The organism is Roseovarius tolerans (assembly GCF_028885395.1).
In the GTDB taxonomy this organism is placed as follows: Bacteria; Pseudomonadota; Alphaproteobacteria; order Rhodobacterales; family Rhodobacteraceae; genus Roseovarius; species Roseovarius tolerans.
Genome location: NZ_CP118494.1, coordinates 2,391,270 through 2,413,843, shown reverse-complemented (window position 1 = coordinate 2,413,843; position 22,574 = coordinate 2,391,270). Strand labels below are relative to the sequence as shown.

Here is a 22,574-nt window from a genome sequence, read left to right as displayed (position 1 = left end):
AGAATGCGGCCGAATTCGTCGCAGTCGATCCCGCCGTAGCCGACCACCACCGCCATCTCCGGACCCTCGCCAATCGGTCGGGGGCGCCGTTCGGGGCGCAGGGTGCTGTCGTCGTGACGGCATGGGAGTGAACCTGTCCCAATAGTGACGAGGTCAGACGGCGAGTTGATCCGCAAGGTCATTTTGACGTTGTTCTTCTTACCTTTTTACGCATGCTAGCCAGGAAATTCAGAACTCTGGAAGAGATGGTGCGACTATGGCAAGCGGTGAAAACCTGAAAAGCAATGGCGAACGGCTTTGGCGAAGCCTGATGGAAATGGCCGAAATCGGTCCTGGTGTCGCGGGCGGCAATAACCGGCAGGCGTTGACCGACGAGGATGGTCAGGCCCGGGCCGTTTTTCAGAAATGGTGCGAGGAGGAGGGCTGTACCGTCGGGGTCGATGACATGGGAAACATGTTTGCGCACCGGGCGGGCGGTGATCCGGATGCGCACCCGGTCTATGTCGGGTCCCATCTAGATACGCAGCCGACAGGCGGCAAGTATGACGGTGTTCTGGGCGTGCTGGCCGGGCTGGAGATCATCCGCACCTTGAATGATCTGGACATTCAAACCAAGCACCCGATCGTCTTGACCAATTGGACCAACGAGGAGGGATCGCGCTTTGCACCGGCGATGATGGCCTCTGGTGTCTTCGCCGGGGTGCTCGACAAGGATTGGGCCTATGACCGCACAGATGCTGCGGGCAAGCGGTTTGGCGATGAGTTGCAGAGGATCGGCTGGAAAGGCTCCGAACCCGCAGGTGCCCGCGAGATGCATGCGTTTTTCGAATTGCACATCGAGCAGGGCCCAATTCTTGAGGAAGAAGGCAAGCCGATCGGAGTGGTCACACACGCGCAGGGGCTGCGCTGGATCGAATGTACCGTCACAGGCAAGGGACAGCATACCGGATCAACGCCGATGTATATGCGCCGCAATGCGGGGCGTGCCCTCGCGCGGATAACCGAGCTGGTTCATGAAATAGCCCTGCAATATCAACCGAACGCGGTCGGTGCGATCGGCCATATCGATGTCTATCCCAACAGCCGCAACATCATTCCCGAAAAGGTGGTCTTCACCGTCGATTTCCGAAGCCATGTGCTCGAGACGTTGGAGGCGATGGTCACGGAGCTGAACGAGACCGCGCCGGGTCTTTGTGCCGACATCGGTGTCAAGTTCAGTGCCGAGCTCGTCGGGGCCTTTGATCCTCCTGCTTTTGATGCACGGCTCGTAGACCGCATTCGCGATGCGGCAGACCGCCTCGGGCATGCGCATATGGATGTCATCTCGGGGGCGGGGCATGATGCGTGCCGCATCAACGGTATCTACCCGACGGCCATGATCATGTGCCCGTGCAAGGATGGGTTATCGCATAACGAAGCGGAAGAGATCACGCCTGACTGGGCCAAGGCTGCGACCGATGTGCTGATGCATGCGGTGGTCGAGACAGCGGAGCTTATCCGGAGATAGGGGACTGATCCGGGGCACGTCCCGGGCGTTTCAAAACCCACGCTGGACTTGCTGCTTAGAAGACAGACCATGGTCCATCAAGGCGTCAGAACAGGCGGCGGACATGACCCTTCTTCAGAAGGTAGGCGGGGTGTTGGCCCAGAGAATGCGGGTCTGCGCCTCGCCGGGGTTGCGATAGGCGTGCTTGCGGCTGGAATTGAAGTGAAACGAATCATTCTTGCTCAGATGATAGACGTCGTCGTCCAGAAACAGATCGAGTTCCCCATCGAGGACATATCCCACTTCCTCGCCGACATGCTGAATGTGATCCTCGCTCGAACCGCCCGGTTCGATGATATGGATGTTGCATTGCAGAATGTGATCCTGAGAATGGGGAATGATCCGTTCCAGCCTGATGCCCGTGCCGCGACGCACCGGATCGAGGTCGATCACCGGCCGCTCTCCGGCGCGTGAGACGGGCCGCTCGTGGCCGTTCTTTTCATTGAACAAAAGACCGATCGTGACATCCAGAGATTGGGTGATCTTGTGCAGGACGCCGACCGAGGGCTGGGTCTTGTCGTTCTCGATCTTGGACATGTGGCCTTCCGATATCCCGACCTGATCCGCGAGTTGCTTTAGCGTCAACTTGCGCACTCTGCGAAGCGATTTGATCCTGTCTCCAATCATGCGGCACCGTCTCCCTGTTTTGTGATTTGGCGGTCAGTTTATGACTCGCGTTGCCGAATAAGGCATCAGTTACTTGGAAACATACCCTTTTTTGCAGGCGTGCGAAGTCGCTTGATGCAAGATACTTGCATCGCGCCCCTCTCTGAGCTTACGCTAAGGCATGTCGGCGCAAAGAAAGTCGACGTGCCAACAAAGCTGCTGACGACGGTGACGGCGAGGCCGCCACCGGGCAACGCAAATCCAGGGAGTTACCAATGCCCATGACTGCACTTGCAGACGCAATCAAGAAATCCGCACGAACGGCGGCGCTATCGACGCCGATCGCCGTAGCCGGACTGATGGCCGCCGCCGTTCCCGTGAACGCCGAGTCGGTGCTCAAGATCGTGCCGCATGCCGACTTGCGCAATGTCGATCCGATCTGGACGACGGCTTATATTACCCGGAACCATGGATACCTCGTCTTCGACACGCTTTTCGCACTCGACGAAAATCTCGAAGTTCAACCGCAGATGGCCGCTGGCCATGAGGTGAGCGAAGATGGACTGACCTACACCATCACGTTGCGTGACGGGCTGCAGTTCCACGACGGCGCGCCGGTGACGGCAGAGGATGTCGTCGCGTCGATCACGCGGTGGGGTGCCCGCGACGGCATGGGCCAAAAGCTGATGCGCGTGACCGAAAGCCTCGAAGCCGCGGACGAGAAAACCGTCGTTCTGACATTGTCTGAGCCTTACGGCCTTGTGCTTCAGGCGCTTGGCAAGATTTCCTCGAACGTGCCGTTCATCATGCCCAAGCGTCTGGCGGATACCGACCCGAATGCCCAGGTCGAGGAAATCATTGGCTCGGGGCCGTTCCGTTTCGTGGCGGATGAATGGCAGCCGGGCAATCAGGTCGTCTACGAGAAATTCGAGGACTACGTGCCTCGTGATGAACCCGCCAGCTATGCGGCAGGCGGCAAGGTGGCCAATGTGGACCGGGTCGAATGGCGCTACATTCCTGATGCCGCAACGGCGAGCCAGGCGCTCTTGGCCGGTGAGGTCGATTATTATGAACAGCCCGCGGTTGACCTGCTGCCGATGATCCAATCCGATCCTTCGATCAATGTCGAGACGGTCGATCCGCTTGGGACACAAGGCGTGATCCGCTTCAACTTCAAGTATCCGCCGTTCGATGACAAACGCGCCCGGCAGGCAGCCCTCTGGGCGGTTGAACAGGCCGACTACATGTACTCGATCATGGGCGATCCGAAATATTTCGAAGAGTTCTGTGGCGCGTATTTCATGTGTGGCGGCCCCTACGAGACCGATGTCGGCAGCGAGGCTTTGCGCGACAAGGACATCGAGAAGGCCAAGGCGCTTCTGGCCGAGTCAGGCTATGATGGTCGCGAGGTCTTGATCCTTGATCCAACGGATATTCCGGTTGCGCATGGGCAATCGCTGGTGACGGCGCAGGCGCTGCGCGAGATCGGGATGAACGTGAGACTGGTCGCCATGGATTGGGCCACCATGACGTCGCGCCGCGCGGTGCGCGAAGCCCCCGAAGACGGTGGCTGGAACATCTTCCCGACATGGTGGCTGGCCGCGGACCAACTGAATCCGATCACCAATATCTCGGTCGCGGCATCGGGTGACACGGCGTGGTTCGGTTGGCCGGAAAACCAGAAGATCGAAGACCTTCGCAACGCGTTTGCCAGAGAAACCGACCCGGCAAAGCAGAAGGCGATTGTCGAGGAATTGCAGGCCGAACTTTACGACTTCGTGCCCTATATCCCGACCGGCCAGTACTATCAGCCGACGGCATTCCGCGACAACGTCAAAGGCGTGCTCGAGGCACCGGTTCCGTTCTTTTGGAACATCTCGGTCGAGTGATGAACGCCACTGGGGGCGGCGCGCAATCGGTCGCGCCGCCTTTTCTTGAATAGGGCCCGTTCCAAATGTATGCCTACATCCTTCGCAGATTGTTCGCGACCATCCCGATCATGGCCATCGTAGCGGTGTTCGTGTTCATGTTGCTGCACCTGAGCCCGGGTGATCCGGCGGTCATCATCGCGGGTGATTTCGCAACCGAGGAGCAGGTCGACAAGATCCGCGAGCAACTTGGTCTCAACGATCCGCTGTATATCCAGTTCGGAGGCTGGCTGATCAACCTGCTGCAAGGCGACATGGGCCAGTCGATCTATTCCGGCTTGCCGGTCACCAAGCTGATCGGTCAACGGGTCGAGCCGACGCTGATGCTGACGCTCTGCACGATGATCATCGCCATCAGCCTTGCCATCCCGCTTGGCGTGATCGCGGCGTGGAAGGTCGGCACATGGATCGACCGTGCGGTCATGACCCTCGCTGTCTTCGGATTTTCCGTGCCGGTTTTCGTGATCGGTTATCTTCTGATCCTTGGTGGATCGCGCAGGCTTGGCTGGTTCCCGGTGCAGGGCTACACCAGCATCTTTGAAAGCGTGCCCGGCTTTCTGTCGCATATCACGCTGCCCGCGCTGACCCTTGGGGCGGTCTACATGGCGCTGATCGCACGGATGACGCGCGCCACCATGCTTGAAGTTCTGAATGAGGATTACGTGCGCACCGCCTATGCAAAGGGGCTGGCCACCCGAAAGGTGCTGGTCAAGCATGCGTTGAAAAATGCGATGGTTCCGATCAGCACCACCATCGGCCTCGGCGTTGCGCTGTTGATCGGCGGTGTGGTGGTGACCGAAAGCGTGTTTGCCATTCCCGGCCTCGGCCGCCTTACGGTCGATGCCGTTCTGCGCACCGACTACCCGGTCATTCAGGGCGTCATCCTGGTGTTTTCCTTCACCTACGTGCTGCTCAATCTGCTGATCGACCTGACCTACGTGCTGTTCGATCCGCGCATCCGGTACTGAGCCGGTTCTTCAGAAGTCAAAGGGTGTCCCCATGAGCTTGGAAGTCCAGGAATTGTCGTTCGGCGCGCGCCTGAAGCACCGTATCGGGGTTGTCGCGGAGGCGTTTCGCCGCAATCCCACGATGCTTTTCGGTATGGCGGTCCTGTTGCTGATGGCTGGGCTCGCGTTTCTCGCGCCTTGGCTGGGGCTGCCCGATCCGATGCAGCAGGCCCCGCGCAACCGCTTGCAACCGCCGTCATCCGAGGCATTCTTCGGCACCGACATGTATGGCCGCGACCTGTTCAGCCGGGTGCTTCACGGCGGTCAGGTTTCCTTGGTCGTCGGATTGTCGGTGGCGACCTTGGCGACGTCCTTCGGTCTGGCGATCGGGCTGGTTTCCGGGTTCATCCGGTCGGTCGATGCGGTGATCATGCGCCTGATGGACGCGCTCATGTCGATCCCGTCGATCCTTCTGGCGATCGCGCTTGTCGCGCTTTGGGGCAGCAGCGTTCCGAATGTCATTCTCGCGCTGACGATCCCGGAAATTCCGCGCGTCGTGCGCCTCGTGAGATCCGTGGTTCTGATGCTGCGTGACCAGCTGTATGTGCAGGCGGCGATCGCCTGCGGGACGTCTACGCCACGCATCCTGATCCGTCACATCCTGCCCAACACCATTCCCCCGCTGATCGTGCAGGCCACGTATATCTGCGCGCAGGCGGTGATTTTCGAGGCGTATCTGAGCTTTGTCGGGGCGGGCACCCCGCCAGAAATTCCCAGTTGGGGCAATATCATGGCCGAGGGGCGCATGTTCTTTTTCCAGACTGTCGGCATCATCCTATACCCGGGCGCGTTTCTCGCGCTGACGGTGTTTGCGATCAACACCTTCGGCGACGGTCTGCGCGACTCCCTCGATCCTCGCATGCAGAGAAGGGTCTGATATCATGACCGAAGAAACCGCTCTCAAAGACCGTGAAACGGCTACACCGGATCAGACTGAACCCGTGCTGGAGGTCGATGACCTGCGGACCTATTTCGACACGCGCGACGGCGTCGTGAAGGCGGTGGACGGTCTGAGCTTCACGGTGAAGCCCGGCGAGATTCTTGGCGTGGTGGGTGAATCCGGCTGCGGCAAGTCGATCACGTCACTTTCGGTGATGCAGCTTTTGCCGCGCCCACCGGCGCGGTTCGCCAGTGGCAAGATCCTGTTCAAGGGTCGTGACCTACTCAAGACCAGCGATGACGAGATGCGCAAGATCAGGGGCAATGAGATCTCCATGATCTTTCAGGATCCGATGTCGTCGCTCAATCCCGTGCTGAGCATCGGTGATCAATTGACCGAGGCGATCATGCTGCATCAGGGGCTGTCGCAGAAACAGGCGATGGACCATGCGGTCGAGATGCTCGATCTCGTGCATATTCCCGAACCGCGTCGGCGGCTTGGAGAGTATCCACACCAGTTGTCGGGGGGCATGCGGCAGCGCGTGATGATCGCCATGGCCTTGTCATGCAACCCGTCGGTGCTGATCGCGGATGAGCCGACAACGGCGCTCGACGTGACCATTCAGGCGCAAATCCTCGGGCTGATGGAGGAAATCCGCGACAAGATGAAAACCGCGATCATCCTGATCACCCATGATCTGGGCGTGGTCGCGGAAATGGCTGATCGGGTGCTGGTGATGTATGCCGGGCGCAAGGTCGAAGAGGCGGATGTGACCGAGATATTCGAGAACCCGCAGCATCCCTATACGCGTGGGTTGATGCGGTCGGTGCCGCGTTTGACGAGCGACTTCTCCGAGGCGCGAACCGAGCGGCTGTCGGAAATTCCGGGCATCGTGCCCGCGCTGACCAACCTGCCGGACGGCTGCACCTTCGCGGAACGGTGCAGCTTTGCGACGGATCACTGTCGCGCCGAGTACCCGCCGCTCGAAACGAAAAAGCCCAACCATGTTGCCGCCTGTTGGGAGAGCAAGAACTTGCCGGACTGGACCCTATGACCGTGAAATCCGACCCTCCTCTTCTTGAAGTCAGGAACCTGACAAAGCATTTCCCGATCCATGGCGGAATCAGGAATCGCGAAACCGCTCGGGTCTACGCCGTGGACGGCGTATCCTTCAAGGTGCATGCGGGTGAAACTCTTGGCATCGTGGGCGAATCCGGCTGTGGCAAGTCCACGACCGGCAAGGTCATTCTGCGTCTCGAAGACCCGACCAGCGGTCAGATACTTCTGAAGGGCACCGACATCACGAATGTCTCACGCCGTGAAATGCACCCGTATCGCCAACAGATGCAGGTCATCTTTCAAGATCCATATGCCTCGCTGAACCAGAGACTGCGCGCCGGGGACATCGTTGGCGAGCCATTGGGCAACTATGGCAACCTCTCGGCCACCGAGCGGCGCGAGAAGGTGGCCAATCTTTTTGCGCGTGTCGGCCTGCGGCAGGATGCGATGCATCGCTTTCCCTACGAGTTCTCAGGCGGCCAACGCCAAAGGCTGGGGATCGCACGCGCCCTTGCGCTCAACCCCGAGATCATCATTGCGGATGAACCGGTATCGGCGCTTGATGTTTCCGTTCAGGCGCAGGTGATCAACCTGATGATGGACCTGCAGGAGGACCTTGGATTGTCCTACCTCTTCATTGCCCATGATCTGGCGATTGTTCAGCATATCAGTCACCGCATTGGCGTGATGTATCTCGGCAAGCTGGTCGAGATCACGGACAAGCAGAGCCTGTTCCGCACGCCACAGCATCCCTATACCGAGGCCCTGCTGGAGTCGGTGCCGGTCCCCGATCCGCGCAAGCGCAAGAGCCGCACCGTCCTCAAGGGCGACGTGCCAAGCCCGCTCAACCCACCGAAGGGCTGCAACTTCAACACCCGTTGCCCGTTTGCGGTGGATCGCTGCTTTCACGAGGAACCTGAACTCAAGGAGGTGGCACCCGGGCATATGGCCGCGTGCCATCTTCGCTGACCTGTTACCCATCCGGAGGCCGAAATGACTGATATGACCGGGCTGGACCTGACCCGCAAGCTGATCGCATTCAATACCATCAGCCCACCGGGAAACGAGGCCGATTGCGCCAAGTTCATCGCCGCACTGCTGGAACCTGCCGGTTTCGAGATCACGTGGCATGACTGGCAATCTCGACGCCCCAACCTGATCGCGACACTGCCTGCGACCGAACCGGTCTCGCGGGGGGGGATTGTCTATTCCGGCCATCTGGACACCGTGCCTCTGGGGCAGGCGGCGTGGAGCGTTGATCCCTTCGCCGGTGAAATCAGGAATGGACGGCTCTATGGGCGTGGGACGTCGGACATGAAAAGCGGGGTCGCGGCAGCCATCCTGGCCGGTCTGAGGCTCGCGCATGAGCCGGTCCGGCGGTCAGAGGTAAAGCTCATTTTCAGCGCAGGCGAGGAAACCGGATGCGAGGGCGTGCTGGCTCTTGCGGAGCGCCCGGATATTCTTGGAACATGCGAGGCCTTGATCGTCGCGGAGCCCACCGACAACCGCCCCTTTGTCGGGCATAAGGGAGCGCTCTGGCTGTCTCTGGTGCATAAGGGGGTGACAGCACATGGTTCCATGCCGGAGAAGGGGGTGAACGCGATATTTGCCGCGTGCAAATCCATCGAGGCGCTGCGGCGGTTCGACTTTGGCGTCGCAGAGCATCCCGTCATGGGGGGCGCCTCCTTGAACATCGGCAACATGAGCGCCGGTATGAACGTCAATTCCGTACCCGATCTGGCGCGTGTAGGTGTCGATATCCGCTCGACCGTCGGGCAGAGCAACGCGCAGATCAGGGCACAGCTTGCCGCGCTTTTGGACAAAGATGTCGAGATCGAACCTCTGACCGACATGGATCATGTCTATACAGATCCGCAGACACCCTGGATGCAGGAGGTGTTTTCCGTGGTCGAGGACGTGACAGGTGTTGAGCCCTCTGTCGGTGCGGCGACCTACTTTACGGATGCCTCGGTGCTCAAACCCGCTATGGGCGACCCGACGACGCTGATCATGGGGCCGGGCGCGATGGCCATGGCGCATCAAACCGACGAATACTGTGAAACGGCGCTCATGGCACCTTGCATCGACGTGTTCACGCGCCTCGGTCAACAGCATGTAGCGTGATATGACGGACAAGACCCATTGCCTGAATTGCGGCTTCGCGCTGGATCGAAAATCGACCCATTGCCCGAATTGCCGCGTGGCCCAGCCGACACGGCCCATCGGTGGACTTGTCGGGCTTGTTCTATTGCTGGGCGGCCTTTGTGTCGTGACATTGGTCACGATATTACGGAACTAGCCGCCAACCCCGGATCGGAGACACCCATGCCGTCAGACCCTTTGAAATTGCCCTTTGACGTTGACGAGATGCTGTGCGGGTTGCGTCCCTGGATCGAAACCGAAAGCCCGACGTTCGATGCGGCCGCCGTCAATCGCATGATGGATCTCGTCCAACACGATCTGGCGACGCTCGGTGCGCGTGTCGAACGAATCCCCGGCCGCAGGGGGCTGGGTGACAGTGTGCGGGCCACCATGCCACATCCGCGTGCGGGCGAGGGTGGCATCCTGCTCTTGGGGCACATGGATACCGTGCACCCCATCGGCACGCTGAGCACCCTCCCGTTCCGCCGTGAGGGCGATATTTGCTATGGCCCCGGACTGATGGACATGAAGGGAGGAAACTACGTCTACCTCGATGCCCTGCGCAAGATCCTGCAGGCCGGTATCGAAACGCCACTGCCGGTGACGGTTCTGTTCACCCCGGACGAGGAAATAGGCACCCCGTCGACCCGCGACCTGATCGAGGCCGAGGCAAAGCGGCACAAGTATATTCTGGTGCCGGAGCCGGCCTGCCCGGATGGCAGCGCGGTGATCGGGCGCTATGCCATCGCACGGTTCAATCTGACAGCCAGAGGCACGCCCAGTCATGCCAGTTGGGCGCTGTCCGAGGGGCGTTCGGCGATTGCCGAAATGGCCCGGAAAGTCGCCGAGATCGAAGGCTTCACGACCGATGACTGTTCTTTCTCGGTGGGCGTCATTCACGGTGGGCAATGGGTCAATTGCGTCTCATCCACCTGCGATGCCGAGGTTCTTAGCATGGCCAAGACGCAAGACCTGCTGGAAGAGGGCGTGCAGAGGATGCTTGACCTGAACGGTGGCGACGATGCCGTTCGCCTTGAGGTCCGGCGTGGTGTGACCCGCCCACTCTGGCAAGAGGGGCAGCCGGGCACCATGGCCATGCTCGACGTCGCGCGCGGCATCGCGTCGGAGATCGGCTTTGATCTGCCTGCCTGTTCCGCCGGGGGCGGGTCTGACGGGAACTTTACAGGTGCGCTTGGACTTGCGACGCTGGATTCGATCGGCGTCCGTGGCAAGGGACTGCACACGCTGACCGAACACATTGAGGTCGCAAGCCTTGAGGAACGGGCCAAACTCGCCGCCGCGCTTTTTTGCCGCTTGGGCAGGTGAAGGAGACCGGCTCACTACACGCGACATGCGACGGCAGAGCAAAATCCCGAAAATTCCAATGTCGGGTTGTCCGGGATTGACTGGCAGAGCACCGGACCTGTTGCGCGTTTGGAGTCCCATGCGCTGATAACCCGGACCGCTCTAACTCAAGCGCTTATCGATAGCGCAACTCATCACCATGCAGCAGCAGACAACGTCAAAGATGAACATGCGTCGCTCCCCCTTATTGGTGCCGATTTGTAACTCCCAAGCACCCTCTCCGATAAGGTTGTGCGGGGGGCTGCCTTCAGAGCCGAGCGATGATCTGAGATGGTGACAGGGTCAGGGTGTCGAGGACATTGAGCCCGTGTTTTCTGGCCGTCGAGATGACGGACCTGATGTCGGCGAAGACCTGCGCACCCTCAACTGTGCGGAAGGTGCCCGAGATTTTCATGCGCAGCTTCATCATGCGCAGGTCCTGTTCAGCCTGGTTGTTGGTGAAGGGGACTGCGAAGTCGGCGAGGAACCGCAGGACGTCGTCGCGGTAGTCACGCAGGCGGATGAGCAGGTTATGGCCTGGCCGCCTGGCTTGTCGGCCGCGGGTGCCGGGGCTTTTGGCCAGTGGGGGCTGACGTTCGTGGAAGGCGAGCCCTTCGGCGAGGATCGCCATGTATCTGGTGACGATACCCTGGCGAACCGGTTCCGGAAGTTCGGTCTCGCCTCGGTGCTGAGCCTCGCACCTGAGCTGATTGGCGCGGTTGAGCACCGCGCTCACCTCTCTCGCCCACGGCTCCTTTTCGATCTCTTCGATGGCCTTGAGTTCGCGCAAGTGATGCGCCCCGCAGAGGGCGTGGGCGTCGACCCCACTCATATGGGCGTAGTAGGGTTTCCAGTGATCATGAACGATCGTCCCGCCGGTCAGGAAGGTTGGAACGGCACCGCGCCTGGTGTCGATGCGGTAATGCGTGAAGGCGGTATCGCAGATCGAGTGCAGCCAGTGCAGCTTGCCGGCAACACGAAGTCCGGTCTCGTCCAGATGCCGAACGCCGCCTTTGGTGAGGCGGGCAAGAATGTGCTCGACCACGCCACCCAAGGTGTGCGCCGCGCGGTTCACCCAGTTGGTCACGCTGGCTGCGCACAGGCTGGTGGCCCCAAACAGGTCGCGCAGGAGCAGGCAGACCCGATCCTCGGGTATCAGCTGCTGAACATTGCAATAGACCGCCGCCGCCCGCATGCGCGTGCCGTATTGCACATGCGCGTTCACGCCATCGGGAAAGCCAGCCGTCGTCATGGCTCGACAATGGTCGCAACAATAAACCGCCGCCTGATGCTCGGTGACCTCCAGGCGCGGCGCGGGCAGGTCGAACACCTGACGCTTCTCCATCCCCTTCGTCATCTCCGCCGTCAGGGCGCGTTGACACGCGCCACAACGCGTCGCTTCATGCCGTTCGACAAAATCGGGTGTTGGCGTCTGGCGCAGGGTGTTGCCCCGGTGGCCAACCTGGCCGCCGCTTTTCTTGCCGGACTTGCCACGCAGGCTGCGCGGTGACGGTTTCTTCAGGCCATCACTCGAAGGGGGCTTGCTGCTATTGTTGCTGTTCTTGGCCAACTGTCGGCGCAGATCCGCGTTTTCTTCCGCCATGGTCGCCAACGCGGCTTCAAGCTCAGTGATCCTGCGCAGAGCCGTGGCGAGTTGTTGTTCAAGGGTGGTAAGCCGATCCATGCCACCACTGATTCAGAGAAATCGACCCGGCGCCACGGAATTCAGCCCGGAACGAAAACTTCACGCGCCGAATGGCAAATTGGACTCACCCCGAAACTGACAATAACCCCTACCGCGGGGGTGCTTGGGAGTTACGCCGATTTTTCACTTAACAGCAATAATACATAGTAAAAAATGGCGGAGAGACAGCCCGCCATCATACATTCCGACCACGTCCCAGAACTTCCACTATAACACTGTATTGTTGTTATTATTGACATTTAACTACCGAGTCGGTCTTGCAATGTCCGCATGGTTCTCTCACATCTAGGGGGAAGGATAGGGGGAAGTGACATGCCGAATGGAGCAACGCGACGGGCAAGCAAGGCATTATCCGCGGCGATGGTGCGCGCAGTGCAGGAGCCGGGCAAATATCACGATGGTGGGGGCACCGGCCTTTACTTGCGGGTTGATCCAAACGGTTCCCGATTTTGGGTGCAGCGCGTCACGATACACGGCAAGCGGTGCGAATTGGGGCTGGGAAGCCCGCCTCTAGTCCCACTGGCCGAGGCGCGAGACAAGGCGACTGATAACAAACGCATTGTGCGAGCCGGTGGCGATCCATTGTCGGAAAAGCGGGCGACACGCAGCACCCTGACCTTTTCCGAGGCCGTGGAGCAATATCTGGAAGGAAAGATGGCCGAGTTTCGTAACGAAAAGCACTGTAAGCAATGGCGGGCAACACTTAGCACTTATGCCATGCCAAAGATTGGCCGGATGCAGGTTGAGACTATCGAGGTTCGCGACGTGCTACGCGTCCTGGAGCCAATCTGGACAACGAAAACCGAAACAGCCTCCCGCCTGCGTGGGCGTATTGAAAACGTGATGTCATGGGCAGCTGTCGCAGGATACCGAACCGGCGACAATCCTGCCCGGTGGAAAGGAAACCTTGCTGAGATCCTGCCCAAACCGTCGAAGGTAACTAAGGGTGGCAATCATCCTGCACTGGCGCTGGTCGACGCTCCAGAATGGTGGCGCAGCCTTGCCCGGCGCGAAGGCATGGCCGCACAGGCGTTGCAATTCCTTACTCTGACAACAGCCCGCTCTGGCGAGGTGCGTGGCATGGCGTGGGATGAGTTGGACTTAGGCACCGATGATGGATCTGATGCGCGTGCCATTGCGACAACTGCGACTTGGACGATACCAGCGACACGGATGAAGGGTGAGCGTGAACACCGCGTGGCCCTGACACCGCAAGCCGTGGCAATCCTGCGCGCGCTGCCCCGACTGGATGGCAATCCCTATGTCTTCTTTGCTCCCCGTGGCGGAATGTTGTCAGATATGTCTATTTCCGCTGTCATGCGCCGGATGCAGGAAAGCGAAGTGAAGGCAGGTCGCGCGGGCTTTGTGGATCCGCGCAATAAGCGAGCCGCTGTGCCGCATGGGCTACGTTCTACCTTCCGGCAATGGGCGGCCGAGCAAGGATACCCGCGCGACATGGCCGAAATTGCGCTGGCGCATTTTATCGGCTCCGAAGTGGAGCGTGCCTATCAGCGTTCCGACATGCTCGAACGGCGGCGGGCAATGATGGCCGATTGGGCTGGGTTCCTGCGTGGCGAGGCTGCACAGGGTGACGCCGTAGTGAAGTTGGGAGCTGCGGGATGACCATGCATGAAGCGACCCGCAAAGCTCTCCAAGAATATGTCGATGGCAAAGCTCAACACCCGAACATGAATCCTAACACAAAACGCGCGATTGGGGTGTTACTATATGTAGAAGAAAACAAGTCAGAGCTAGACGCATTAATTGCGGCACAGGAAGGTGATCCAACCAAACTCGCTGAACTGGTCGAAGCGAAGGGTCAACTGCATACAGCAGACGGACGGGCCTACGTCGCTGCACGCCTTCGAGGTGAACAGAGAACGAGGAAGCCCGCAATTGACAATACCTATCGAAGAATTCGTTTGTGGCAACGGGTGACGGACATAATGTATGAGGACGGGACAACGCAGACAGATGCGTTATACCGTTGCCTTGAAGACAAAACCGAGTTCGGTGGCTATCAAGGTTCGTTCGAAACGATCCGTTCTGACTTCAAAAGAGGTCGCGACGATTTCCGCAAAGTTTTGGAAGACCATGGCTTCAAGACAGGGCCGGCATTGCAGAAGAAGCAGATCAGGAAGGGGAAAAAATGAGAATGATAAAATTCGTACTCGCGGTGGTACTGATCGGTGGCTGCGCTCCGTCTGAGCCTTTGCGCAATCAGTGCGGCATGGAGCTTAGGCTTGGGCTTACCGTTCGCGATCAAGCATATAACGAGGCTTTGGATCGGATTTGTTTTGAGCAACTTGCGCGGGAGCGCGGTCAATCCGTGACGCGGTGCATGGAAACGCGAAATGGTCTCATCTGCGCATCAGATTAAACGCCGTGCCGGTGCAAATACATCCCCATATTTGCCCCAGACAAAGGCAATAAGTTTCTGCCAACTTCCTAGCGTACCCAATACGCCATAGGAGGAACTAAACATGACCGAAACACTACTGCGTCGCCCCGAGGTCGAAGCTCGCACTGGGCTTTCTCGCTCGACCATTTACGACTGGATGAAACGTGGAGGATTCCCCCAGCCCGTAAAACTGGGCGCGCGCCTCGTGGCATGGCGCGAAAGCGATATTGCTGCATGGCTCGAAAGCCGTGAAACACGGGTCACTTGATATGGGCGGCACAAACGAAATGGCCCGGAACCTGTTGGCGCAGGAACCGGGCCGGGTAGATTGCCAAGCGCTAGCGGCTGACACCCAAATCATAGCACAACGCAAACCAGCACGCCACAACGGCGGCACGTCCTACTCTGTCACAACAACCGATGGCGTCGCTTTCGCCATTCTTGTTTCTGGCCGTGTGCGCTGGGCGCTCGACCAGTTGCTTGAGGCGGGCACAACAGGCTGTACGACTATCCACAATTCTGCACCGCGTTGGAGCGCATATATCTTTGACCTTCGCGGCATCGGCGTTGAAGTCGAAACAATCACCGAAACGCACGCAGGCGACTTTCCGGGGCATCATGCAAAATACGTTTTGCGCTCTGGCGTGTCCCTTGGCCGGATTGGGGGTGCGGTATGAAGAGATTGCAAATCGCCTTCCTGATGCGCGCTCACGGGCTGAACGAGGCGCAGGCAAATGCTTTGGCCGCCCTGATTTGGGGGGCGACGTAATGATGGATGCAAAACACATAACGCAAAGACTGTGCGGGAAATGGTATGGCCGCTACGGCTGCGCACCCTGCCCGGTGTGCCAGTTCGAAGGCCACAAATCGCAGAATGCGCTCACTTTGGCCGATGGCACTGGCGGCAAGCTATTGTTGAATTGCAAGAAGGCCGGTTGCGACTATCGCGACATTGCGACAGCGGCGGGCATCACGCAGGGCACCTACACGCCGCCGGATCCGGCAATCTCTGCTCAGCGCGCAGCAGAACAGCGCAGGGCTGACGCAAAGCGTGCGCAGCAGGCGCACCGCCTGTGGATGGGCGCGCAGTCCGTCCTAGGCACAGTTGCGGAAAGCTATTTGAGGGGGCGGGGTATTACCTGCCCCCTTCCTAAAACTCTGCGCTTTGATCCGCAATGTTGGCACGCAACCGCCAAAACATTTCCGGCGTTGGTGGCGCTCGTAGAGGGTGGCGCAGGCTTCGCAGTGCATCGCACCTATCTACGCTGTGATGGCAGCGGCAAGGCCGATGTGACGCCATCCAAGGCGATGCTGGGCGCGGTGTGCGGCGGCGCTGTACGCCTGTCTGATGGGCCACAGACGCTTGCGGTGGCAGAAGGCATCGAAACCGCGCTGAGCCTGTCTAGCGGGCTATTGCGCGCCCCTGCGACTGTTTGGGCGGCGCTGTCCACATCGGGGATACGCGGGCTGCATTTACCGGACGAACCGGGGCGATTGACCATTGCAGCTGATGGCGATGCAGCAGGCCGCACAGCGGCGCAGGCTTTGGCGACGCGGGCGCACGGTATTGGGTGGCAGGTATCACTGCTGCCTGCCCCTGACGGGCGCGATTGGAATGACATTTTGACCGGAAAGGACGCGGCATGATGCACGTTCACGCAACAGAAACACCCTTCAACCCCGAAGCTCCGCAACCGCTGGTGCGCGAAACCGCTGCCGGTGCCGCGTATCCTGTTGAAGCACTCGGGCCGTTGCGCGACGCGGTAGAAGCCGTGCAGGGCATGACGCAAGCCCCTGTCGCCATCCCAGCGGCATCGGCTCTCACCGTGGCATCGCTGGCAGTGCAAGGCTTTGCCAATGTGGAGACGCTGGGCGGCATGCGCCCTTTATCGATTTACGCCCTGACCATCGCTCGAAGCGGTGAACGTAAATCAGCGTGCGACGCCCCGCTAATGGCTCCACTGCGCGACCACGAAAAAGAACGGGCCAAAGCTCAGCGCGAAGAAATGCAAAGCTGGACCAATGCGCACGCGCTGTGGAAAGGCGAACGCGACCACATTTTAATGGAAGCTAAAAAGGGCAAAGGCGAAAAGCGCACGGCGGCGCAAGCTGACCTTGAAGCGCTCGGGCCGGAACCCGAAGCGCCCGCATCGGCTGATAGGACAGTGACAGAACCGACCTTTGAAGGGCTGACCAAGCTATTTGCGGATGGAAACCCCAGCCTTGGGCTTTTCTCGGATGAAGGCGGGCAGTTTCTGGGCGGGCACGCCATGAATAGTGAAAACAGACAAAAGACGCTGGCCGCGTTCAATGACCTTTGGCAAGGCAACCCAATTCGGCGCACGCGCTCAGGGGATGGGCACTCGACGTTATACGGGCGGCGGCTGGCAGTACACCTGATGGTGCAACCAACCGTCGCGCTGGGCTTCATGGCGGACCCGCTGGCGGCTGACACAGGCTTTCTGCCCCGTTTCCTGATGTGTGAACCGCCCAGCGCAATCGGAACCCGAATGCAAGCCAACACAAAGCGCGATGATATGGCGATGGCGAACTTCTCAGGACGGCTGCGCGACATCCTCGATACAACACCGCCCATCGACCTGGAAACCCGCGAACTGCAACCGCGCATCCTTAATTTGACCCCCGGTGCCCGCGCGCAATTGTCTGCATTTTCGGACGTCATAGAAACCGCACAAGCGCCCGGCGGTGACTTGGCCCATATCTCAGGCACGGCATCCAAAACAGCGGAACAGGCTGCGCGCATCGCTGGTGTGCTGACCCTCTGGCGTGACCTGTATGCCCCAGAAGTGCAGGTTAGCGAAATGAACGATGCAATCTTGCTGGCGCAGTACTACCTTGCCGAAGCTTCACGGCTTTCCAGCGCTGCGCTTGTTTCCGCTGAAATCGACAACGCCGAAAAGCTGCGGCTGTGGCTTCTGACAAACTGGACTGAACCCGATGTGCTAGTGCGCGATGTCGTCCGGTTGGGGCCGAATGCATTGCGCGAAAGCCCAAAGGCAAGGGCTGCGCTGGAAATGCTTGAAAAGCACGGATGGCTAGTGCGTCTTGAAGCGGGAACAGTGGTCCGCGGATCCGCTCGAGTTGAAAGTTGGCGCATCGTAAGTGGGACGGGCCATGTGGTTTAATCCTCACGCCAAACTAGTAGAAATCGCGGAGCAACCCCCTGCGACTTCCGCGACAACTGCGACACAAGCCCCAGCTGCGCGCCCAATGTCGCAAGTGTCGCGACTGTCGCAACCCCTCTACTCCCAGAAACCCGCTTTTCGTGTCGCGGAAGTCGCAAGTGTCGCAGCCCCCTAGCGCCAAAACCAGAACCGCAGCCTAGGCCCCACTTTTGACAAATACCGAGCTTGTAGTGGGGCGCAGGATTTTGGAGCGGCATGGGCCAGACGGGCGGGATAGGTTGGCATAAGCTGGACGAGGGATTAAGATGAAAAGTAGAGATTTGGACCGCAAGTTTATCCCCGACATCGCGCGCGCGCGGGGTGGGGTATTAGAGCCGCCATCAACTCTATCGCCTTTGAGTGCCATCGTTTGCGGAGCCAAAACTCGGAAGGGAAAGCCCTGCCAAGCAAAGGCCATACCGGGCAAAACGCGATGCAAGTTTCACGGTGGTGCCAGCACCGGACCGCGGACGGACGACGGGAAGGCCCGCATCGCAGAAGCGCAACGCCGGCGGTGGGCCGCGCACAAAGCCTCAAAGAAAAAGACCCAGAAACTTGTTGGTACCAAAACCCAAGCCATAAAGAACTGCTGCGAGTAGTGCTTGCAATGGCAACGATGAAAGTAGAAAATCCCGGTAACTCACCCCCATTTCGCGCAGCCTTTCCACTCGCTCCGGTGGGGTATGCATTCCAATAAAGGTGTTCACGACCGCCAATGGCACTGCGAACCAAATGGAGTATTGCATGAACCCCAAGGCGATCAGTGCGATAAGTGATAGAGTTCCGATCACAATATTTCCACTCTCAAATCCGCCTACTTAGCAGGGCTCGGCTTGCTTGCAGCGACCGCCGCAGAGTTCCTCCAAAAATCATTATTCAACTCGACTGCGGCCGGAGTTCAGTGCAGCGCTCGCCTGCATACTTTCGGGCTGAGAAATTCGGCTGGTTCGATATGGGCGGCAGGCCTTTAATCCACGGGTCGTCGCCAAACGATACATAGCTCTCAAACATCTCATCGGCCGACTTGGCATCATTGGCCTCGAGGAAATCATCGACGATTTTCCGGCAGGCTGTAACTGCCGCATCGTAGCTGTCGAATGTCCCGAGGACGTATCGCTCGTCCTCATCCATGTAGTGGAAATTGTCGTCAACGTAGACGGTCCAAGCGCCCTTTGGATTGTGGAGCAATTCATGCTCGCTGAGGTCGGCGTGTTCTGCCCGAGTTTCGGTGCGTCCTCTGTTCTCTAGAACTTTTCGTTGAAGGTGCATCCAATTCACTTCGTGGACAAGTTCCAACGGGTCCGCATCGTCGTCTCGAACACGGTAAATCGTTGCGTTTCCCGGATAGTCGTTGAAGTGCCATTCCATGACCCCACCGGGCGCTTCGTCACGAACTATCACCGGAAAACCCAACAATAGCCCAGCCCATGCTGCGGCGTGAAGTCGCGCAGTTTTTTCTGCACCGTCAGGTAGCTTGGCCTTAAGCTGGACGATCTGGCTCGGCTGCACCGCGTGCTGAGCAAGCCTTACAAATTGCGCAGTACATGCTGGTGAATGTGTGCCATTTCTTTCAAACAAAAGGTTTTGGATGTCTTGGGCTGCCAGTCTTACAGCGTCACTCAGTACGGATCTTTGGAACAACTGTGTCCAGAAATCTTCCGCTATTGAATAGAAAAAGATCCGCCCTTGGTGCTCAACATAGTATCCCTCCGTTAAGCCAAAGACCGCAGCGTTGCTTAGGATTTCTTGCAGATTAACTTTGCGTTCCGATGTAATCATATCGTCGACCTGAGAAGTTAGTTCACGCATTCTCTCTGGTTTGATGTTCTGAAATGTCTCTCGCAGCTTTTCAGGGTCCATACCTGCCCTTCGACCGCCTTCGAGCAATCCATCCAAGTATTGATTGCCCTCAGGTTCTGATGATCTGTACGAGCTTAATCCTAGCGATTTCCAAGCCTCAGGATTTCTTGCCTCCAGATTCTGCATGATTTTTTTCTTTGCAATGCGAACAATCTCACTGGCTTCTGAATCGCCAAGGCCAAATTTCTCTTCCAGTTCGCTCTTCGCCTGATAGGGGTATGCGTCACTCCTTAATGCTATAATGGCGTACTCGAGAGGGTCGCCATTAGGACCCCCATTCACAGTTGTGAGACCCGCGAAGCCAGAAGTCGCGGCGCTCTCTGGGGGCCTGAAGCTTTTGTTTTCTTGAACAGGAATGGCTGTGCCCAAGAAATGATCGAGGTATATTTCCCATCCCTCGTTTGGTGTGAAAATCTTATCAAAGGGGAGTAACCGTTTGCTAGCACTCCCAAATTGGGATGCGAACGCTTTGCGTGCCTTCAAGTCTGCGTCGTATTCGCGCCGGAGGCTCCGGTTCATTTCCAGCGCATCCCCGATAATCATTGAAGGCAAGGGCTCACCCGAGCGAAGGTAAATCAGATAACCACTGCTGGTTTCGAGATTATCCTTATGTGCAGACGGAAATGGGGATGCAGACGTTAGTCCTGCTTCGATGGAGTTCTCTTCCAAATCCAATAGATGCCTGCAAGCCAAGTGATTTTGCGTTGCTAACTTAACTTGTTCTTTCCATTTTCGCTTTTTCAGAAAACCAAAAATGCTAAATCCCTCCGCTCAATGCGATCGCAAATTAGCATGTTGATGTAGGTATGTCATCCGGAACGTTCCGAGAGGATCTCGGTCGTTGCGGGGGAAGGATTGGGGGAAGTAAATCCTCACCAATCAAATAAAACTAACTATATCAATGGGATACGCAGTCTTTATGGCGGAGAGACAGGGATTCGAACCCTGGGACCCCGTGAAGGGTCAACGGTTTTCGAGACCGCCCCGTTCGACCACTCCGGCACCTCTCCGCGGGGGTCTGGAGGAGGCGTGTAATCGCCTTTGGCTGGAGGGGCAAGGGTGATTTGCATTGTTTGGCCTAGGAATTTACCTAGGTTGAACACCGTGATAGCGAGAAAGGAATCTGTGATGCAAGGCCCGCTTCGTGCTACGAGACCGCGTTTGCGCGCGGTGATGTTTGCCATGGGGTTCGCGGCCGCTGTGGTTGCTATCGCCGCATTGCCCGCACGCGCCGCTGATCGCGACCGTCTGCAAGCCTATCTGGAGGTCACGGGCTTCGGCGTGGCGCTCGATTCCATCGCGCTTGCCGCGGCGGATGCGCCGGTGATGCTGGGGCTCGAGGCCAGCGATTTCGGGCATGAGTGGGAACGGGTCGCAGGCGAGGTGTTCGACACTGGCCGGATGCGTGAGATGGCGCTCGACGTGTTGAGCGAGACGCTGGATGACGAGATGCTGGGCCATGCCGCCGAGTTCTACGCGTCGGATCTGGGGCAGCGGCTGGTGGCGGTCGAGAATGCCTCTCACATGCGTGCGGATGACGATGCCAAGCGCGCCGAGGGATTGAACCTGTTGACCGAGATGCCGGAGGCGCGCCGCGAGGTTCTGCGTGACATGAATGCCGCCGTCGACAGCGCCGGTACCGGGGTGCGCGCGGTGCAGGAAATCCAGGTCCGGTTCCTGCTGGCCGCGTCCTATGCTGGGGTGCTCGAATATGATCTCGACGAGCAGGCGCTGCGCGCGCTGATGGCCGAGGGCGAGGCGGAATTGCGGGCACAGATCGAGGCCTCGGCACTGGCCAATGCGGCGGTGACCTATGCGAGCCTGCCGACCGAGGATCTGGGCGCCTATGTCGAGGCGTTGGAGCACCCGGTGATGGCGCGTGTCTATGAGCTGATGAACGCCGTGCAATATGAGATCATGGCCAACCGCTTCGAAGTGCTGGCCGCCCGGATGGTTGAATTGCAGCCCGCGCAAGAGCTGTGACCATGCGCGCCCTGGCGGTGGCATTCGCCTGTGGTTTGTTTGTGCTGCCGCTGCGCGCCGAGGGCCTGGAGCGGTTGATGCAGGCGCTGCGATTCGACGACACCGTCGAGATCATGCAGCGCGAAGGGCAGCTTTACGGTGCGCAGGTTGGGCAGGACATGCTGGCGGGTTCCGAGCGCGAGAGTTGGGCGCGCATGGTGGCGCGGGTCTATCAGGCCGATGAGATGGGGCGCATTCTGCGCGCGCGCTTCGCCGAGGAAATGGCGGGCGTTGATCCGGCGCCGCTCACTGCATTCTTCGAGGGTCCGGGGGCCGAGGTGCTCGCGCTGGAACTGGCGACGCGGCGGGCGTTCCTTGAGCCCGGGACCGAAGCGGTTTCAGCGGCGGGATACCAGCGGTTGGTGGCCGAGGATGCGCCGCTGGTGCCGCAGATCGAGGCGATCATCGCCGATAGCGATCTGGTCGAGCGCAACGTGGCTGGTGTGATGAATTCCAACCTCGCCTTTTACCGGGGGGTGGCGCAGGGGGGCGGGCTTGGTCTGGGCGAGGGCGACATGCTGGCCGATCTCTGGGCGCAGGAGGACGAGTTGCGCACCGAGACGCGCGACTGGTTGCGTGGCTTCATGGCAATGGCCTATGCACCGGTCGACCGGGCGGATCTGGAGGAATATATCGCGCTCTGGCGCGATCCGGGTGGGCGCGCGCTCAACCAGGCGCTTTTCCTGGCGTTCGACGCGATGCACGAGGCCAATTCATACGAGTTGGGCCGCGCGGTGGCGATGCAGATGCAGGGTGAGGATTTATAGCTGCTCGGGCGTATTCGCCGGGTCGTGGCCCTTGACTTTGTGTGCCCGCTGTCGCATACGCCCGCAACCCGGCGGGATAATCTTGCCGGGTTCGTTGTTCATGACACCCTTGACGGGTGCGC

At 59.2% G+C, this 22,574-nt stretch carries 21 protein-coding genes and 1 tRNA gene; 17 read left to right on the top strand and 5 right to left on the bottom strand.

Features of this window, described 5'->3' with window-relative positions; all coding sequences use genetic code 11:
- The first annotated feature begins 256 nt into the window (after positions 1-256).
- Entirely contained in the window at positions 257-1,507 is a 1,251-nt protein-coding gene (locus PVU19_RS11915) for a Zn-dependent hydrolase (RefSeq protein ID WP_050663830.1), read from the top strand.
- Between the two features lie 114 nt (positions 1,508-1,621).
- Here PVU19_RS11915 and PVU19_RS11910 read toward each other — a convergent pair whose 3' ends face one another.
- Positions 1,622-2,173 carry a cupin domain-containing protein gene (locus PVU19_RS11910; RefSeq protein ID WP_050663829.1) on the bottom strand — a complete coding sequence of 184 codons (552 nt, stop codon included), beginning with the start codon at positions 2,171-2,173 and terminating at the stop codon, positions 1,622-1,624.
- 254 nt (positions 2,174-2,427) lie between these two features.
- Here PVU19_RS11910 and PVU19_RS11905 point away from each other — a divergent pair, with 254 nt between their 5' ends.
- The 7 genes from PVU19_RS11905 (at position 2,428) to PVU19_RS11875 (ending at position 10,494) form a co-directional block, all read left to right on the top strand.
- Positions 2,428-4,041: an ABC transporter substrate-binding protein gene (locus PVU19_RS11905; RefSeq protein WP_200901874.1), complete on the top strand. Its 1,614-nt coding sequence runs from the start codon at positions 2,428-2,430 to the stop codon at positions 4,039-4,041.
- Positions 4,042-4,106: 65 nt separating this feature from the next.
- Positions 4,107-5,048, top strand: coding sequence for an ABC transporter permease (locus PVU19_RS11900; RefSeq protein WP_050663827.1), 942 nt, complete (start codon positions 4,107-4,109; stop codon positions 5,046-5,048).
- Positions 5,049-5,079: 31 nt separating this feature from the next.
- Positions 5,080-5,964, top strand: a complete 885-nt coding sequence (locus PVU19_RS11895; protein ID WP_050663826.1) for an ABC transporter permease — start codon at positions 5,080-5,082, stop codon at positions 5,962-5,964.
- A gap of 4 nt (positions 5,965-5,968) precedes the next feature.
- The gene (locus PVU19_RS11890) at positions 5,969-7,021 is read left to right on the top strand and encodes an ABC transporter ATP-binding protein (RefSeq protein ID WP_050663825.1); all 1,053 of its coding nucleotides are present in this window, start codon (positions 5,969-5,971) and stop codon (positions 7,019-7,021) included.
- Entirely contained in the window at positions 7,018-7,995 is a 978-nt protein-coding gene (locus PVU19_RS11885; RefSeq protein WP_050663824.1) for an ABC transporter ATP-binding protein, read from the top strand. The genes PVU19_RS11890 and PVU19_RS11885 overlap by 4 nt, the downstream gene beginning before the upstream one ends.
- Positions 7,996-8,019: 24 nt before the next feature.
- The gene (locus PVU19_RS11880; RefSeq protein ID WP_050663823.1) at positions 8,020-9,150 is read left to right on the top strand and encodes a M20 family metallopeptidase; all 1,131 of its coding nucleotides are present in this window, start codon (positions 8,020-8,022) and stop codon (positions 9,148-9,150) included.
- A gap of 201 nt (positions 9,151-9,351) precedes the next feature.
- Positions 9,352-10,494: a M20/M25/M40 family metallo-hydrolase gene (locus PVU19_RS11875; RefSeq protein WP_050663822.1), complete on the top strand. Its 1,143-nt coding sequence runs from the start codon at positions 9,352-9,354 to the stop codon at positions 10,492-10,494.
- A 286-nt stretch (positions 10,495-10,780) separates the two neighbouring features.
- Here the strand turns inward: PVU19_RS11875 and tnpC are convergent, their stop codons facing one another.
- Positions 10,781-12,196, bottom strand: coding sequence for an IS66 family transposase (gene tnpC / locus PVU19_RS11870; RefSeq protein WP_274789764.1), 1,416 nt, complete (start codon positions 12,194-12,196; stop codon positions 10,781-10,783).
- Positions 12,197-12,529: 333 nt separating this feature from the next.
- Between tnpC and PVU19_RS11865 the strand changes: the two genes are divergently transcribed.
- From PVU19_RS11865 to PVU19_RS11835, 7 genes are all read left to right on the top strand, one after another.
- Entirely contained in the window at positions 12,530-13,840 is a 1,311-nt protein-coding gene (locus PVU19_RS11865; RefSeq protein WP_082237323.1) for a tyrosine-type recombinase/integrase, read from the top strand.
- The gene (locus PVU19_RS11860) at positions 13,837-14,370 is read left to right on the top strand and encodes a hypothetical protein (RefSeq protein ID WP_074784653.1); all 534 of its coding nucleotides are present in this window, start codon (positions 13,837-13,839) and stop codon (positions 14,368-14,370) included. The genes PVU19_RS11865 and PVU19_RS11860 overlap by 4 nt, the downstream gene beginning before the upstream one ends.
- A 330-nt stretch (positions 14,371-14,700) precedes the next feature.
- Entirely contained in the window at positions 14,701-14,886 is a 186-nt protein-coding gene (locus PVU19_RS11855) for a helix-turn-helix transcriptional regulator (protein ID WP_074784649.1), read from the top strand.
- A 1-nt stretch (position 14,887) separates the two neighbouring features.
- Positions 14,888-15,295, top strand: coding sequence for a winged helix domain-containing protein (locus tag PVU19_RS11850; protein WP_235575657.1), 408 nt, complete (start codon positions 14,888-14,890; stop codon positions 15,293-15,295).
- A 91-nt stretch (positions 15,296-15,386) separates the two neighbouring features.
- Positions 15,387-16,265: a DUF7146 domain-containing protein gene (locus PVU19_RS11845; RefSeq protein WP_050661283.1), complete on the top strand. Its 879-nt coding sequence runs from the start codon at positions 15,387-15,389 to the stop codon at positions 16,263-16,265.
- On the top strand, positions 16,262-17,764 hold the full coding sequence (locus PVU19_RS11840) for a YfjI family protein (RefSeq protein ID WP_050661282.1): 1,503 nt from the start codon (positions 16,262-16,264) through the stop codon (positions 17,762-17,764). Before PVU19_RS11845 ends, PVU19_RS11840 begins: the two co-directional genes overlap by 4 nt.
- A gap of 305 nt (positions 17,765-18,069) precedes the next feature.
- A complete protein-coding gene (locus tag PVU19_RS11835; protein WP_074784647.1) occupies positions 18,070-18,402 on the top strand; it encodes an HGGxSTG domain-containing protein in 333 nt (110 codons plus the stop codon).
- On the opposite strand, the gene PVU19_RS11830 is transcribed toward PVU19_RS11835, so the two are convergent.
- The 3 genes from PVU19_RS11830 to PVU19_RS11820 all read right to left on the bottom strand — a co-directional run bounded on the left by PVU19_RS11830 (position 18,337) and on the right by PVU19_RS11820 (position 20,673).
- A complete protein-coding gene (locus tag PVU19_RS11830; protein WP_160316343.1) occupies positions 18,337-18,594 on the bottom strand; it encodes a hypothetical protein in 258 nt (85 codons plus the stop codon). The genes PVU19_RS11835 and PVU19_RS11830 overlap by 66 nt on opposite strands.
- 85 nt (positions 18,595-18,679) lie before the next feature.
- Entirely contained in the window at positions 18,680-20,332 is a 1,653-nt protein-coding gene (locus PVU19_RS11825) for a hypothetical protein (RefSeq protein ID WP_152911572.1), read from the bottom strand.
- A gap of 251 nt (positions 20,333-20,583) precedes the next feature.
- Positions 20,584-20,673, bottom strand: a tRNA-Ser gene (locus tag PVU19_RS11820).
- Between the two features lie 163 nt (positions 20,674-20,836).
- Between PVU19_RS11820 and PVU19_RS11815 the strand changes: the two genes are divergently transcribed.
- Both PVU19_RS11815 and PVU19_RS11810 read left to right on the top strand, forming a co-directional pair.
- On the top strand, positions 20,837-21,646 hold the full coding sequence (locus PVU19_RS11815) for a DUF2059 domain-containing protein (protein ID WP_050661299.1): 810 nt from the start codon (positions 20,837-20,839) through the stop codon (positions 21,644-21,646).
- Positions 21,647-21,648: 2 nt separating this feature from the next.
- A complete protein-coding gene (locus PVU19_RS11810) occupies positions 21,649-22,452 on the top strand; it encodes a hypothetical protein (RefSeq protein ID WP_050661280.1) in 804 nt (267 codons plus the stop codon).
- Positions 22,453-22,574 lie beyond the last annotated feature (122 nt).

Excerpts from the sequence above, each read along its gene's own strand:
- PVU19_RS11915 (WP_050663830.1), top strand. The coding sequence starts at position 257 with ATGGCAAGCGGTGAAAACCTGAAAAGCAATGGCGAACGGCTTTGGCGA.
- PVU19_RS11910 (WP_050663829.1), bottom strand. The coding sequence starts at position 2,173 with ATGATTGGAGACAGGATCAAATCGCTTCGCAGAGTGCGCAAGTTGACG.
- PVU19_RS11905 (WP_200901874.1), top strand. The coding sequence starts at position 2,428 with ATGCCCATGACTGCACTTGCAGACGCAATCAAGAAATCCGCACGAACG.
- PVU19_RS11900 (WP_050663827.1), top strand. The coding sequence starts at position 4,107 with ATGTATGCCTACATCCTTCGCAGATTGTTCGCGACCATCCCGATCATG.
- PVU19_RS11895 (WP_050663826.1), top strand. The coding sequence starts at position 5,080 with ATGAGCTTGGAAGTCCAGGAATTGTCGTTCGGCGCGCGCCTGAAGCAC.
- PVU19_RS11890 (WP_050663825.1), top strand. The coding sequence starts at position 5,969 with ATGACCGAAGAAACCGCTCTCAAAGACCGTGAAACGGCTACACCGGAT.
- PVU19_RS11885 (WP_050663824.1), top strand. The coding sequence starts at position 7,018 with ATGACCGTGAAATCCGACCCTCCTCTTCTTGAAGTCAGGAACCTGACA.
- PVU19_RS11880 (WP_050663823.1), top strand. The coding sequence starts at position 8,020 with ATGACTGATATGACCGGGCTGGACCTGACCCGCAAGCTGATCGCATTC.
- PVU19_RS11875 (WP_050663822.1), top strand. The coding sequence starts at position 9,352 with ATGCCGTCAGACCCTTTGAAATTGCCCTTTGACGTTGACGAGATGCTG.
- tnpC (WP_274789764.1), bottom strand. The coding sequence starts at position 12,196 with ATGGATCGGCTTACCACCCTTGAACAACAACTCGCCACGGCTCTGCGC.
- PVU19_RS11865 (WP_082237323.1), top strand. The coding sequence starts at position 12,530 with ATGCCGAATGGAGCAACGCGACGGGCAAGCAAGGCATTATCCGCGGCG.
- PVU19_RS11860 (WP_074784653.1), top strand. The coding sequence starts at position 13,837 with ATGACCATGCATGAAGCGACCCGCAAAGCTCTCCAAGAATATGTCGAT.
- PVU19_RS11855 (WP_074784649.1), top strand. The coding sequence starts at position 14,701 with ATGACCGAAACACTACTGCGTCGCCCCGAGGTCGAAGCTCGCACTGGG.
- PVU19_RS11850 (WP_235575657.1), top strand. The coding sequence starts at position 14,888 with ATGGGCGGCACAAACGAAATGGCCCGGAACCTGTTGGCGCAGGAACCG.
- PVU19_RS11845 (WP_050661283.1), top strand. The coding sequence starts at position 15,387 with ATGATGGATGCAAAACACATAACGCAAAGACTGTGCGGGAAATGGTAT.
- PVU19_RS11840 (WP_050661282.1), top strand. The coding sequence starts at position 16,262 with ATGATGCACGTTCACGCAACAGAAACACCCTTCAACCCCGAAGCTCCG.
- PVU19_RS11835 (WP_074784647.1), top strand. The coding sequence starts at position 18,070 with ATGAAAAGTAGAGATTTGGACCGCAAGTTTATCCCCGACATCGCGCGC.
- PVU19_RS11815 (WP_050661299.1), top strand. The coding sequence starts at position 20,837 with ATGTTTGCCATGGGGTTCGCGGCCGCTGTGGTTGCTATCGCCGCATTG.
- PVU19_RS11810 (WP_050661280.1), top strand. The coding sequence starts at position 21,649 with ATGCGCGCCCTGGCGGTGGCATTCGCCTGTGGTTTGTTTGTGCTGCCG.